Source organism: Streptomyces cinerochromogenes (genome assembly GCF_014648635.1).
GTDB lineage: Bacteria > Actinomycetota > Actinomycetes > Streptomycetales > Streptomycetaceae > Streptomyces > Streptomyces cinerochromogenes.
Genome location: NZ_BMRM01000013.1, coordinates 242,921 through 257,109 on the forward strand (window position 1 = coordinate 242,921; position 14,189 = coordinate 257,109).

A 14,189-nucleotide genomic window follows, 5' to 3' on the forward strand; every position below is an offset into this window, starting at 1 on the left:
AAGCGGCACGTGCTCTCGACTGCACCGTGAGCGAACCGATCGACTGGGTCGGCCCCGACCAGCTCGAAGACGGGCTGAAGACCGGCCACTACCGGCCGGAGTGGATCTGGGTAGCCGAGGACGGCGGGCAGTTCCTCGCCCGCGCGGTGTGGTGGGGGCTGCCGGACGGCGCCCACCCCTTGGCGCTGGACTGCCTGTACGTGCACGAGTCGGTCGGCGACCGGCAGGCGCTCGCCGCCGAGCTGATCACCTCGGCACACCGGCGGTTCCGCTCCCAGGGCATGACCCGGCTGCCGGAGTTCCACCTCTTCTCCCGCAACGACGCGCCCCCGGCCCGGTCGGCGGCCGCGCTCGACTGGCGGATCGGGGCGGCCTCGGCGGCGGGCCTCACGGACGTGCTGCGCAGGCTCCGCTACGAGTGGACGGCCGACCGGACACCGCCCGCGGCCCCCGAGCGGCTGGTGTTCCGGCCCGAACCGGACGACGAGGTGTTCCTCGGCGTCTTCCGCGAGGTGGCCGAGGGAAGCCTCGACACCACGACCCGGCGCGCGGTCGCCGAGCACGGCGTGGAGAAGGCGGCCCGGGACGATCTGGAGGGCTACCGGGGGATGCCCGGCGACCGGGACTGGTGGCGTCTGGCCCACACCCCGGACGGCACCCTCGCCGGCTTCCTCGTCCCGTCCCGCAACGACCAGAGCTTCGTGGTCGGTTACCTCGGCGTGGTGCCGTCCCTGCGCGGCCGGGGATACGTGCACGAACTGCTGGCGGAGACCACCCGCATCCTGCTCGACGCGGGCGCCCGCCGGATCACGGCCGACACCGACCTGGTCAACCGTCCCATGGCAGCCGCGTTCGACCGCGCCGGCTACCGCAACTTCGCCTCCCGGACCGTGCTCGCCGCCCCCGCCGACAGCTGAACGGCCCGCCGCACCCGCATCCGGCCGGCCCCGCCCTTCTGTGGAGACCTCTGATGCCGATCCCCCATGCCAGTCCGCACCCCGGGCCCCCGGTGACCGACCCGGGCGCGGACGGTTTCGTCCACCGGTGCGTCCTCACCGGCACCGAGGCCGAGCAGGCCCTCGACCTGGCGCACCAGTGCCTCCGGGAGTACGGCCGGGTCGACGATCCCCGCTTCCTCGCCGAGGCCGGCGTGCTGGCCCACACGCTGCCCCGGCGGGCCCGGCACATCCTGCTCGCCGCCTGCCGGGACAGCGGCCGGGCGGTCACGGTGATCTCCGGCAACCACGTCGACTCCGGGGCGCTGGGCCCGACCCCGGCCGGGTGGCAGGCGGCGGACACCCCGGCCAGCCTGCCGTACGCGTTCCTGCTCATGCTCTTCGGCGCCCTGCTCGGGGACACGATCACCTGGCGGACCCAGCAGGCGGGACGGATGGTCGGTGACGTCGTCCCGACCGAGGGGATGGAGCACAGCCTGATCAGTGCCAGCAGCCACAGCGAACTCAGCTGGCACACGGAGGACGCCTTCTCCCCGTACCGGGCCGACTGGGTGGGGCTGTTGTGCCTGCGCAACGCCGATCTGACCCCCACGACCCTGGCCGTCCCCGATCTGGGCACGGCACCGGAGGGGGTGGTCGACGTGCTGCGCCGACGGCGCTTCTTCGTGGTCCCGGACAACGCGCACGCCGACGCGCCCGCCGGCGGCACGGACACCGGGGAGGTGACCGGCGCACTGACCGATGTGGCGCTGGCCCGGCGCAGCCCGCCGCCGATCCCCCTGGTCAGCGGCCCGCCCCAGGCACCGGTGGTGCGCGTCGACCGGGACTTCACCTCGGTGGCCCCCGGTGACGGCGAGGCGGCGCGGGCACTGGACTGGCTGATCGCCCACCTGGACGCGAACCTGCGCGAACTCCCGCTGGCGCCGGGCGACATCGCCTTCATCGACAACCGCACCGCCGTCCACGGGCGGCGGCCGTTCCATCCGCGCTACAACGGCACGGACCGCTGGCTCAAACGCGTCAACATCGTGCGTGACCTGCGCAGGACCCGTCCGGGGCGGGCCTCGGCCGCCTCCCGGACGATCGGCTGACCCCGGCGGCGCGGCCGCACCCCCGCCGGACCCCTCGGCACACGTGTGACAACGGACTTCGGAGGTCGCGGTGACAGCGGACATGACCCGCCGTACGGCACTCGCCCAGCGGCTGGCGGGCCTCTCGCCGGACCAGCGTGCCGAGTTGGAACGCCGGCTCGCCGAGCGGGCGCGGCCGCCGGCGCCGGGAGGCACCGCCCGCATCCCGCCGCGTGCCGCCGGCGCGGGCCCGCTGCCGCTGTCCTGGTCGCAGGAGCACATGTGGCACCGGCACCGGGCCGACCCCAGCGGCGCGGCCTACTTGGTGCCGCTGAGGGTACGGATCGAAGGCGACCTGCGGACCGAGGTGCTGCGGGCGGCGTTCGGGGACCTCGTCGCGCGGCACGAGATCATGCGGACCACGTACGGCGAGCGGGACGGGGTCCCGTACCAGCTCGTCCACGACGATGCCGGCGACGGCGGCGTGGAGGTGGGGTTCGCCGATCTGCGGGGCGCGCAGGACACCGGGGCCGAGGTCGCCGCGCGCCTCGCCGCGGAGGCGGCCCGCCCGTACGACCTGGCCGAGGGGCCGCTGTTCCGGGCCGTCCTGCTGCGCACGGCGGACGAGGCGCACGTCCTGAGCCTGGTCCTGCACCACATCCTGACGGACGAGCAGTCCGCCGGCCTGCTCCTCGCCGAGTTCGTGGAGGCCTACGAGCGGCGCCTGAACGGCCGTCCGCCCGCCGCCGCCCCCCGCCTGCAGTACGCGGACTACGCCGTGTGGCAGCGGTCCGGGCCGGCCGGCGGCTCCGCGACGGCGGGCCTGCGCCGCTGCGTGGCCCGGCTGGCGGGCATGCCCGGCGAGATCCGTCTGCCGGCCGACCGGCCCCGGCCGCCGCGGCCGACCGGCCGGGGCGGTGCCGTCGGCGCGACCGTCGGCCCGGAGCCGTGGCGCCGCCTGCGGGAACTCGCCCGCGAGGCGCAGGCCACGGAGGTGATGGTCCTGCTGGCCGTCTTCCTGGTGCTCCTGCGGCAGGAGTCCGGGCAGGACGACATCACCGTCACGCTTCCGGAGGCCGGCCGTGTCCATCCCGACCTGGAGGACGTGCTCGGCTGCTTCTTCAACACCGTCGCCGTGCGCTGCGACCTGTCGGGCACACCCGGTTTCCGTACCCTGCTCGGGCGGGTCCGCGCCGGGTGCCTGGAGGCGTACGACGACCGGGACGTGCCCTTCTCCGAGGTGGTGGACGCGGTCACCGGGGGCCGGGCGGAGAGCCGGCACCCGCTCCTGCAGACGATGCTGATCTTCGAGCGGGAGGGCGCGGGACGTCCCGTCGAGTTCGCCGGGCTGCGGATGACGCCCCTGCGGGCGCCCACGGCCCACCGCGGCGCGCGGGCCAAACGGGACCTCACCCTGGTCGCCGTCGACCAGGGGGACACGGCACGCGTCGACCTCGTCTACGACGCGGACCTGTTCGACCGGGCGACCGCCGAGGCCCTCCTCGGCCGCTACCTGACCCTGCTGTCGTCCCTGCCCGCCGACCCGGACGGCCGCCTCGGCGCCTAGCGGGGTTCGGGCCGTGGCACGTACGTCCTCACCGGTCTCGTACGTCCTCACCGGTCCGGGCGGGCGAGGGCGAGCCGGTCGACCTTGCCGTTGGCGTTCAGCGGCAGCCGCTCCAGCCAGGTGACGTCGGCGGGCACCATGGCCGAGGGAAGCGTCCGGGCGAGGAAGGCGCGCAGCTCGGGCCGTGCCTCCCCCGCGGCCACCGCGAAGGCCCGCAGCATGGGCAGGTCGGGCACCGTGCGGTCGGCCACGACCACGGCCGAGGCCACCGCGGGGTGTTCGGCCAGCGCCGTCTCGATCTCGCCGAGTTCGATGCGCACCCCCTGGATCTTCACCTGGAAGTCCTTGCGGCCCAGGATCTCCAGCTCCCCGTCGGGGAGGTAGCGGGCGATGTCCCCGGAGGCGTAGACGCGTTCGCCGAGGCCGGGCACCGGGCGGAAGCACGCGGCGGTCCGTTCCCCGTCCCGCCAGTAGCCCTGGGCCAGCCCCACCTCCGAGGCGATGTGGATCTCTCCCGGGACCCAGACGGGGCACGGCTGGAGCCGTTCGTCCAGGACGTGGTAGCGCTGGTTGGCCATGGGCCGGCCGAGCGGGATGCCCGTGGCGGCGGGCCCGGCCGGGCCGACGGCGTGGATCACCGACAGCACACAGCTCTCGGCGGGGCCACCCGCGTTGAAGACCCTCACGCGCGGGTTCAGGGCGCGCAACCGGCCGGGGAGCGCGACGGGCAGCATGTCCCCGGCCTGGATCACCGTGCGCAGCCGGGCGATCCGCTGCCGCTCGCCGCCGCTTTCCAGGTGCGCGGCCAGCATCTCCAGCAGCGCGGCCACGGCCAGGACGAACGTCACACCCGCGGCGTCCATGAGCCGGGCCCAGTGGCCGGGGTCCGGGTACGGCGACGGATCCGGGACCACCACCGCCCCGCCGGCCGCGGTCACGCCGAACGTGTCGTACACCGACAGGTCGAACCAGATGCCCGACAGGGCCAGGCACCGGTCACCGGGCCCCATGCCCACGCGCCGGTTGACGTCGTGGAGGGCGTTGAGCGCACCCCGGTGGTCGACCATGACTCCCTTGGGGGTGCCGGTCGAACCGGAGGTGAAGATGACGTAGGCGAGGTCGGTCTGCCGCTGCACCGGCTCCAGCGGGCCGTCGTCGACCGCGTCGAAGTCGGTGTCGACGCACAGCCGTCGGACGCCGTCCGGCCAGGTGACCCGCGCGTCGGTCCGGCTCTCGGTCAGCACCAGCCCGGCCCGTGCCCGGTCGAGCAGCCGGCGCAGCCGCTCCGCCGGCACGGCCGGGTCGACCGGCACGTAGGCGGCGCCGGAGGCGAGGACGCCGTGCAGGGCGACGACCTGTTCCCAGCCCTTGTCCATGACGACGGCCACCAGCCGGCCGGGCCGGGCGCCCAGTTCCCGCAGGCGGCGCCCCACCTGGTTCATCCGGCGGTGCAACTCGCCGTAGTCGAGGGTGCGGTGTGCGGTGATCACGGCGGGGGCGTGCGGGCGCAGCCGGGCCTGCTCGATGACGGGGGTGTGCAGCAGACCGCCGGGCAGCGGGGTCTGTGTGGCGTTGACCCGTGCCCGCAGGGCGAGTTGCTCCTCCGGTACGAGCCGCAGGTGCTCCGACGTCCAGTCCGGGCCGTTCCCGCCCAGCCGTTCCAGCAGCAGCCGGAAGGCGTCCGCCATCGCCTCGGTCGTGCCCGGGGGGCAGCGGTCGGCCGGCCACTGCCACACCGCCGCGACGGCACCGCGTTCGTCCCGGGTGACGTCCACGCCGAGCAGGCCCTGGGGCCGCGGGGAGAGTTCCACGGCCGGCGGGCCGGAGCCCGCGGGCGGTGCACGGTGCAGGGCCGTGGTGAGAACGACGGGGGACGACGGGTCGGGTGCGCTCGCCCGGGGCCGCCGGGCCCGCTCGGCGAACGTAGCGCCGTCGGCGTCCCTCTCCCACTGCGCGGACCTGATGCCACGGGTGCCGACGCAGACGTGGGTGAAGCCGAAGCGGTGCGTGGTGCTCCAGGTGCGGAGCACCTCGGCGAAGGCGGCCACGACCGCGTCGCCGGCCGTGACGCCGTACGACCGTGCGGCCTCGGCCAGCCCCTCCCACACGCCCGGGGCGGTCGAGCGGTACGCACGGCACCAGGTGGGCGGCGCGGCCGGGTTCCGGGCCGGGGCGACGGGGAGCGCGGGCGGCGGGGCGGGATCACCCGTGCACCGGACGCGCGACCGGTCGGGTTCGGCTCCCCGGCCCGCGCCGTCACCGCCCGCGGTGGGCGGTACCGGGTCGGGCAGCAGTACGTGCGCGAGGTTCCGCCGGCCGGCCACGGCCGGGTCGACGGCGGGGCGGAGGCGGGTGCGACCGCCCGGCAGCGGGGTGAGAAGCACGTCCCAGGGCCGGGCGGCGCCGTCGGTCCCGGGCGGGCCACCGAGCACGCGCCGGCGTGGCACGATCACGCCCCGAGCGCGCCGGAACGCCGCGGTGTCGAACGCGTCGGACTCCCACTCCACGTAGGGGCGGTCTGGCATGCGGGCCTCTGCTCGGTCGAGGGGGCGGCACGGAGGGCCGGCGGACACGGCCCGGTCACCGCCATGATCCGGCCGGACACCGGGGGCGACGAGTCGGGAGAACACCGATCGCCGTACCGCTGTCAGGGAGGTTCCCGACTGGGCGAGTGCCGACGGCTGATCACAATGGGGACGAGCCGTTGTGTTCCAGTGCCCCAGTGCCCCCAGCGCAGAGGAACCGGATGCCCCGAGATCTGTACGTCCTGCCTGCCTCGCCCGGCCAGGAGTGGATGTGGCTGATCCATCACATGCTCCGGGACGCCTCGCCGTACGTCATCGCCGGCATGGTGCGCGTCCGGGGGCGCCTCGACCCCGGCGCTCTCCGGCGGTCCCTGGACCTGCTGGTCGAGCGGCACGAAGCGCTGCGGACGGTGTTCCGCATGGACGCTTCGGGCGAGTTGAGCCAGGTGATCCGGGAGGCGGAGCCGGTCGACCTCGTCGGGTACGACCTCGGCGGCGGCACCGGTCCGGCGGGCGACCGGATCCGGGCGGACTTCCAGCGGTTCGCCGGCCGCCCGTTCGACCTGGCCCAGGGGCCGCTGCTGCGGGCGTGTCTCGCCCGGGTCGGGCCGGAGGACCACGTGCTCGGTCTGGCCGTCCACCACATCGTCGGCGACGGCTGGTCGATGCGCCTGATGACGTCGGAACTGACCGAGCTGTACCTCCGGCTGGCCGCCGGCGGCGTCCCCGATCTGCCCGAACCGCCGCTGCAGTACGCGGACTTCGCCGTCTGGCACCGGGAGTGGCTGACGTCCGAGCCGGCCCGGGAGCATCTCGCGTACTGGTCCCGGAAGCTGGACGGCGCGACCCCGCTGCGGCTGCCGCCCGACCCCGTCCCGGAGCCCGTCCCGCCCGGTGTCCGTCCCGCGCCGTCGGCCGCCGTGCGGATCGGCCCTGCCACCACCGTCGCGCTGACCGAGACGGCCCGCCGGCACGGCGCCAGCCTGTTCATGCTGCTGCTCACCGCGTACGCCGCGACCCTGGCCCGCTTCACCGGTCAGCGGGACTTCGTCCTGACGGTTCCGGTGGCCGGGCGTTCCCGCGAGGAACTCACCCGGACCGTCGGCTTCTTCGTGAACACGCTGCCGATCCGCGTGGACGCGTCCGGCGATCCCACGCTGCTCGAACTGCTCCGCCGTGTCCGCCTGACCTGCCTGGAGGCGTACGACCACCAGGACCTGCCCTACGAGCGGATGGTGCGCGGCGCGGTCTGGCGGCGCGACCGGCACCACACCCGTCTCGGGCCCGCCATGTTCGCCCTGCGCGTCCCGCTGCTCGCCCCGCGGCGGCTCCCGGGCGGCGCCACGGTGGAGGTGCTCGAACCGCCGCCGACGGCAGGGGAGATGGACCTGCTGACCGAGGTCACCGAGACACCCGGTCAGGGTCTGCACGGCTACCTCGCCGGACAGGCCGGCCTCTTCCGCCCGGACACCCTGAACCTCCTCGCCGGGTCCTTCACCGACGTCCTGACCATCGCCGCCACCGGCGGTGCGGTACCGCTGGCCGAACTGCCCGTGACCGTACGGGCGGTGCAGCGGCAGAGCGGGTGACGGCGATGCCGGCGCCCACCCACGCGGCCTTCCGAGGAGGCACAGCATGACGGCCGAGACCGACACCCCCGAGACGGGCCCCGCGCCCAGGGCGCCGAGGGGCCCCGAGGAAGAGAGGATCGCCGGGATCTGGTCCGCCTTCCTCAGAGCCCCGGACCCCCCGGCCAACGTCAGCTTCTTCACCCTGGGCGGCTACTCGCTGGGCCTCATGCGCCTCGGCCTGCGCCTGCAGCAGGAGTTCGGGATCGTGATCCCCGTACCCGACCTGTTCGAGAGCACCACGATCGAATCCCAGGCCGTCCTGGTGAGAGAGATCCTGGACCGGAGCCCCGGCGCGTGACCCCGGCGGCCCGCGGGGAGACCGGGGGCGACGCCGGGGATCGTCTCATTCGCCAACTCGCGTGTCTGTCAAGGGCGATCACGAGCGGGCCCGGGACACCACCGGGCTCCACGCGCCCGCGACGCGCACCCTGTCACGCTCTGCGTCGTCGCACGTCCGCTCTGTAATGTCCGGAGCGTGTCCTGTGGTGACGGGCGGCCACGCCCGGCGTGGCCGCCCGTCCGTGGGCGCGGAAGCCGGCGGGGGCGTCGTCATGTTTTCCCCGGCGGGCCGTGCGTGATCCGGGTGAGGTCGGTCATCAACGCGCTGAGCCAGGCCACGGTCGCGTAGTAGCGCCGCGGAGCACCGGGCGGCTCGGCGGTGAAGCCGGCGAGGACGGGGTCGGTCAGGGACGGGGGCGCGTCCGGGGCGTCGTCCGCCGGGTCCAGGGCCGCCGAGACGAGCAGCATGCGTCCCGCCACCCGCTCCCCCAGCGTGCCGGCCGATTCGGCGGCCTCCGGGCTCAGCGCGGTCGGCGGCGGCTCCAGCAGCCGGGCCGAGCCCCACAGGGTGTGGTGACCGGCGATGAGCGTCGCCTGCCAGTCCACCGTGCGCGGGTCCGCCCCGCGCCCGCCGCCCCCGAAGGGCGTCGGTTCGCTCTGCACCTGCGCGTACGCGGACTCCGCGAGGACGACGGCCCGCTGCAGGGAGCGGTGGCCGGGCACCCCCGACGGCGTGGCCGCGGCCGCCCCGGCCGTGACCGAGGCGCTGGTCGCCACGACGGTCTCCGCGGCCCGGCGCAGGAGGTCCGCCGCGGCCCGGTGCAGTTCGTCATGGGCGCCCCGGGGCCAGGCCAGCACTCCGAAGACGGCGCCGATCGCGCTGCCGATCAGCACGTCCAGCATCCTGACCTCGGCCAGCCGCCACGTCGGCTGCGCCAGCTGCGCGAAGACCAGCGCGACGAGCACGGTGAACATCCCCTGCGCCCAGCCGACGCCCCGGACCGGGCCCACCGTGAAGGCGCACAGCATCCACACCGGCAGCAGGACGGCGTACACGGCGGTGTCGGACCCCACCAGGATGAGCACGCCGGCGCTGAGCAGGGCCCCGGCCAGGGTGCCCGCGAGCGCCAGGCGGATGGTGCTCCAGGTCTCGCCCAGGGTGGTCCGGGTGAGGGTGAGGGTCGCCAGCATCGCCCAGAACCCGTGCGGCAGCGTGTCCACTCCGGCCACCAGCCGGACGGCCGTCAGGGCCAGGGCCATGCGCACCGCGTTCTGGAAGAACACCGAACGGCGTCCGGCGTGGCCGCACGCCCGGTGCCACCACAGCAGCGGAGCCGGGGTCGTGGCGTACCAGAAGCGGCCGGGCGGCAGCGGGACCGCGGCGTGCCGTCCGCCCACCGCGAGACCGGCCGCCGCGCCCATCGCGAGAGCCGCGTCGGCGACCTCCAGCACGGCCGCGTGGCAGCGCAGGACATCGGGCGGAAGGCAGGCGCCGGGGGACGGGTGGCCGGCGGACACGGCGGACAGGCGTGCGCGTGCCGTGAGCAGTTCCTCGCGCGGGGCCACCGCGGACGTCCCGGTGCGCAGACAGCCGGCGGTGGCCGTGGCGAGGCGGGCCACCGCCCGCAGTACGGCGGTCACGTCGGGTGCCGTCGCGTCGTCCCGCACGGCGGGCAGCCGGGCGAGTCTGCCGAGCAGAGTGCGGATGGCCAGGCCGGTGTGGCTGAGGGCGCGCTCGCGTACGCCGGGTCCCGCGGGGCGCTCCGCCTCCGGCACGCTGAGCGGGCGCAGCGCCTGGCTCGCCTCCTGGGCCGCCCGGATGTCGGTGCCGGTCAGGGCGGTGCGGGCGGCGGCGAGCCGCGCCGCGCACCTCTCGGCGACCAGGGCCGCGCGGGCGGCCCGCTCCCGGTACGACGGCGGGGCGGGCTCGGGCAGGAGCAGTGCCTCGGCCGCGACGAACAGGGCCACGCCCGTGGTCGTCCCGAGCAGCCGGTCGCCGAGCGAGCCGGGATCGTACGGCGGGAAGGACGGCAGGATGTAGAGGAGCTGGAGGCCCGGCGCCGCCCCCGCCGGACGCGGTCCGCCCACGGCGGAGAAGGCCAGCGTGAAGCCGACCACCAGCATGCCGAGGACGGCGCTCCACGTGCGCACCGACAGACAGGTGCCGAGGACCACCAGGACCCAGCACACCGGCAGCAGGCGCGCGATGAACGCCGCGCGCTGCCGGCCGGTGCCGGGGATCCTGGACAGTCCGCCCAGAGCCACCACGGTGAACAGGGCGTACGTCGCCGCCACGGGGCGGTCGAGGCCGTAGCGGAAGGCGTAGAAGCCCGCCGCCGCGACCAGCGTCACGCGCAGCGCACGACGGCCGGAGGCGGCGTAGGCCGTCGGCAGCCGGGCCGCCGGGACACCCCACACCCCTACAGAATCGCCGACGGCCGGGGGTCCGGCACCTCACGGCCCGGCGCAGCGGGCGGCTGGGAACGAGGCGGGAGGAAAGGCGCGGACAGCACACCGGAATCGGCGGCAAAAACGAAGGCAAGGAGGACACCCACTCCTTGCCACTCTCAACTTATAGCGCACTGGGGGGCTTGCGGCAAGGCCCCCGTCGTCCCGCAGAATTGCCGGCCGAAGCCAGGAAGCTGCGGAAATTGGAGATTCACTCAGTGCGTGTGCTTTTGTCGACGTATGGGTCGCGCGGGGATGTCGAACCGATGGCCGGACTCGCCGCGCGGTTGCGGGAGCACGGCGCACAGGTGCGGGTCTGCGCGCCGCCGGACGAGGACTTCGCGCGACGGCTGGCCGATGCCGGCGTGCCGCTGATACCGGTCGGCCCGTCGGCGCGCGAGCTGACCAGGGCCCGGCCGGAGCCCGCGTCCCTGCCGCAGCGCGCGGCCGGGTTGATCGCCGGTCAGCTGGAGACGCTCCCCGCGGCGGCCGAGGGCTGTGACGTGCTGGTGGCGACCGGTCCGCTGCCCGCCGCGGCCGGCGCGCTGTCGGTGGCCGAGCGGCTCGGTGTCCGCGCCGTGTCCGTGACCTTCCAGCAGCTCACCGTGCCGTCGCCGCACCACCCGCCACTGGCCTATCCGGGCCGGCCGCTCCCGCCGGAGGTGACGGACCACCAGGCGCTGTGGGACCTGGACACCCGGCACACCGACGCGCTGTTCGGCGAGGCGCTCAACACGAACCGGGCCGCGATCGGCCTGCCGGCGGTGGACCACGTCCGTGACTACGTCGTCGGCGGCCGGCCGTGGGTGGCGACGGACCCCGTCCTGGACCCGTTGTACGAGCGGCCCGGCCTCGACGTCGTCCAGACCGGCGCGTGGATCCTGCCCGACGAACGCCCGCTCCCCGCCGAGCTGTCGGCGTTCCTGGACGCCGGTGCGCCGCCGGTGTACGTGGGTTTCGGCAGCATGCCCCTGCACGCGTCGCCGGACGCCGCCCGGGTCGTCGTCGAGGCGGTCCGCGCGCAGGGCCGCCGTGTGGTCCTGGCCCGCGGCTGGGCCGGTCTGTCCCCGGTCGACGGCCAGGACGACTGCTGCGTGGTCGGCGAGGTCAACCAGCAGGCCCTGTTCGGCCGGGTGGCGGCCGTCGTGCACCACGGCGGCGCCGGCACCACGACGACGGCCGCCCGGGCCGGCGCGCCCCAGGTGGTGGTCCCCCAGGTGGCGGACCAGCCGTACTGGGCCGGCCGGGTGGCCGAGCTGGGGATCGGCGCGGCCCACGACGGCCCCACGCCGGCGTTCGACTCGCTGTCCGCCGCGCTCGAGACGGCCCTCGCCCCCGGCACCCGCGCCCGGGCCGGTGCCCTGGCGGGCCGGGTCCGCGCCGACGGGGCGGAGGTGGCGGCACGGCTGCTGCTCGACGCGCACGGCTGAGACCACCAGGTTCGTCGCAGCCGTCCGGACGCCCCGCCGCGCGCATGGTCGCGAGCGGCCTCACCACGGAGCCCACTGATATGACACAGCCCCTGACCACCGGCGCCTTCGATCTTCCCGAGCGCCTCGCCCCCAAGGCCGACCCGGCCCTGATCGCCGGCGACGAGCAGCACTTCGCGGCCATCGCGGCGTGTCTCGAGCAGACGATCGCCGACCTGACCCGACGCCTGGACGCCGAGCGCAGGGCGCCGGGCGGCATGGGCCGGCAGGCGATGGACCGGGATGCGGAGATCCACCGGCTGACCGCCCGCCTGCGCACCCTGCGCCGGTTCGGCCTGGACCTGTGCCTCGGCCGCATGGTCGGCGCGGACGGCTCCGAGCCCGTGTACATCGGGCGGCTCGGCCTGACGGACAGCACGGGCCGCCGGCTGCTGGTGGACTGGCGCTCCCCCGCCGCCGAGCCCTTCTTCGGCGCGACCCACGCCAACCCGATGGGGCTGGTGAGCCGCCGCAGGTACCGCTGGACCGACGGCCGGATCAGCGACTACTGGGACGAGGTGTTCACCCCGGACGGGCTGGCCGGGCATGCCGCCCTGGACGACCAGTCCGCGTTCATCGCCAGCCTCGGCGACACCCGTTCGCCGCGGATGCGGGACGTGCTCGGCACCATCCAGGCCGACCAGGACGCCGTCATCCGGGCGGGGTCGCGCGGCGCTCTGGTGGTCGACGGCGGCCCGGGGACGGGAAAGACGGTCGTCGCCCTGCACCGCTCCGCCTACCTCCTCCACTCCGATCCCCGGGTGGGCCACCGCCGGGGCGGCGTCCTGTTCGTCGGCCCGCACCGGCCGTACCTGGCCTACGTCTCCGACGTCCTGCCCAGCCTCGGCGAGGAGGGCGTGCAGACCTGCACCCTGCGGGACCTCGTCGCGGAGGGCGCGGACGCCGTGGCCGAGACCGACCCGGAGGTGGTCCGGCTGAAGTCGTCGGCGGACATGGTGAAGGCGATCGAGAAGGCCGTGCGGTTCTACGAGGAGCCGCCCGCCGAGGGCATGACGGTCGGCACCCCCTGGTCCGAGGTCTGGCTGAGCCCCGGCGACTGGGCCGTGGCGTTCGACGCGGCGGAGCCCGGCGCCGCGCACAACGAGGCCCGCGAGCAGGTCTGGGAGGAGCTGCTGACGATCCTGGTGGACAAGCTGGACGGCGACGTCGACGGCGGTGCCCCGCCCGAGCTGCTGCGCAGGGCGCTGCGGCAGAACCGGGAGCTGCGCACGGCGTTCGACCGGGCGTGGCCGCTGCTGGAGGCGGCCGATCTCGTCGGGGACCTGTGGTCGGTGCCCGCCTACCTGCGGCTGTGCGCCCCCTGGCTGACCCGCGAGGAGGTACGGCGGCTGCAGCGCGCGGACGCCCAGGCCTGGACGGTGTCCGACCTGCCGCTCCTCGACGCGGCACGGCAGCGGCTCGGCGACCCCGAGACGGCCCGGCGCAGGCGCCGGCAGGAGGCCGTCCTCGCCGCGCAGCGCGAGCGCATGGCACAGGTGGTCGACAACCTCATCGAGGCGGCGGCCGCCTCCGGTGCCGACGGAGACGACGGCGAGGGCCTGGTGCGGATGTTGCGCGGGGAGGACGCGAAGGTCAGCCTGGTCGACGAGTCGGAACTGGCGGCCGCCGACCCGGACCTGCTCGCCGGCCCGTTCGCGCACGTCGTCGTGGACGAGGCGCAGGAACTGACCGACGCGGAGTGGCAGATGCTGCTGCTGCGCTGCCCGTCCCGGAGCTTCACCGTCGTCGGGGACCGCGCCCAGGCCCGGCACGGCTTCACGGAGTCCTGGCGGGAACGGCTCGAACGGGTCGGCTTCGACCGGATCGAACTGGCCTCGCTGAGCATCAACTACCGGACGCCCGAGGAGATCATGGCGGAGGCCGAGCCGGTCATCCGGGCGGTGCTCCCGGACGCCAACGTGCCGGTCTCCATCCGCAGCGGCGGTGTCCCCGTCGTCCACGGGTCCGTGGCGGACCTGCGCCCGTTCCTCGACACCTGGCTCGCCGCACACGCCGACGGGACCGCCTGTGTCATCGGCGATCCCGCGTTCCGGTCGACGTCCCGGGTGCGCTCGCTGACCCCGGAGCTGGCGAAGGGCCTCGAGTTCGACCTGGTCGTGCTGGTCGATCCGCAGGGGTTCGGCGCGGGTGTGGAGGGTGCGGTGGACCGCTATGTCGCGATGACCCGGGCGACCCGGCAGCTCGTCGTCCTCACCAGCGTCTGAACCCGGCGGGGCCCGGCCG

9 protein-coding genes are annotated in these 14,189 nt (G+C 75.3%); 7 read left to right on the plus strand and 2 right to left on the minus strand.

Annotation, left to right across the window (positions count from 1 at the left end; genetic code table 11):
* Positions 1-26 precede the first annotated feature (26 nt).
* From IEZ20_RS25245 to IEZ20_RS25255, 3 genes are all read left to right on the plus strand, one after another.
* The gene (locus tag IEZ20_RS25245; RefSeq protein ID WP_229896253.1) at positions 27-917 is read left to right on the plus strand and encodes a GNAT family N-acetyltransferase; all 891 of its coding nucleotides are present in this window, start codon (positions 27-29) and stop codon (positions 915-917) included.
* 53 nt (positions 918-970) lie between these two features.
* Positions 971-2,047 carry a guanitoxin biosynthesis L-enduracididine beta-hydroxylase GntD gene (gntD, locus tag IEZ20_RS25250; protein ID WP_189302652.1) on the plus strand — a complete coding sequence of 359 codons (1,077 nt, stop codon included), beginning with the start codon at positions 971-973 and terminating at the stop codon, positions 2,045-2,047.
* Between the two features lie 70 nt (positions 2,048-2,117).
* On the plus strand, positions 2,118-3,593 hold the full coding sequence (locus IEZ20_RS25255; protein WP_189302654.1) for a condensation domain-containing protein: 1,476 nt from the start codon (positions 2,118-2,120) through the stop codon (positions 3,591-3,593).
* Positions 3,594-3,640: 47 nt separating this feature from the next.
* Here the strand turns inward: IEZ20_RS25255 and IEZ20_RS25260 are convergent, their stop codons facing one another.
* On the minus strand, positions 3,641-6,118 hold the full coding sequence (locus IEZ20_RS25260) for an amino acid adenylation domain-containing protein (RefSeq protein WP_189302656.1): 2,478 nt from the start codon (positions 6,116-6,118) through the stop codon (positions 3,641-3,643).
* 221 nt (positions 6,119-6,339) lie between these two features.
* Between IEZ20_RS25260 and IEZ20_RS25265 the strand changes: the two genes are divergently transcribed.
* Both IEZ20_RS25265 and IEZ20_RS25270 read left to right on the plus strand, forming a co-directional pair.
* Positions 6,340-7,707, plus strand: a complete 1,368-nt coding sequence (locus IEZ20_RS25265) for a condensation domain-containing protein (RefSeq protein ID WP_189302658.1) — start codon at positions 6,340-6,342, stop codon at positions 7,705-7,707.
* Positions 7,708-7,753: 46 nt separating this feature from the next.
* Positions 7,754-8,047: a phosphopantetheine-binding protein gene (locus IEZ20_RS25270; protein WP_189302660.1), complete on the plus strand. Its 294-nt coding sequence runs from the start codon at positions 7,754-7,756 to the stop codon at positions 8,045-8,047.
* Between the two features lie 251 nt (positions 8,048-8,298).
* On the opposite strand, the gene IEZ20_RS25275 is transcribed toward IEZ20_RS25270, so the two are convergent.
* Positions 8,299-10,446 (minus strand): FUSC family protein, encoded by a 2,148-nt coding sequence (locus IEZ20_RS25275; protein WP_189302662.1) that lies wholly within the window; start codon positions 10,444-10,446, stop codon positions 8,299-8,301.
* 248 nt (positions 10,447-10,694) lie between these two features.
* On the opposite strand from IEZ20_RS25275, the gene IEZ20_RS25280 reads away from it, so the two are divergent.
* Both IEZ20_RS25280 and helR read left to right on the plus strand, forming a co-directional pair.
* Positions 10,695-11,906 (plus strand): glycosyltransferase, encoded by a 1,212-nt coding sequence (locus IEZ20_RS25280; protein WP_189302664.1) that lies wholly within the window; start codon positions 10,695-10,697, stop codon positions 11,904-11,906.
* An 80-nt stretch (positions 11,907-11,986) separates the two neighbouring features.
* Positions 11,987-14,170 carry an RNA polymerase recycling motor ATPase HelR gene (gene helR, locus IEZ20_RS25285; protein ID WP_189302665.1) on the plus strand — a complete coding sequence of 728 codons (2,184 nt, stop codon included), beginning with the start codon at positions 11,987-11,989 and terminating at the stop codon, positions 14,168-14,170.
* The last annotated feature ends 19 nt before the right edge of the window (positions 14,171-14,189 follow it).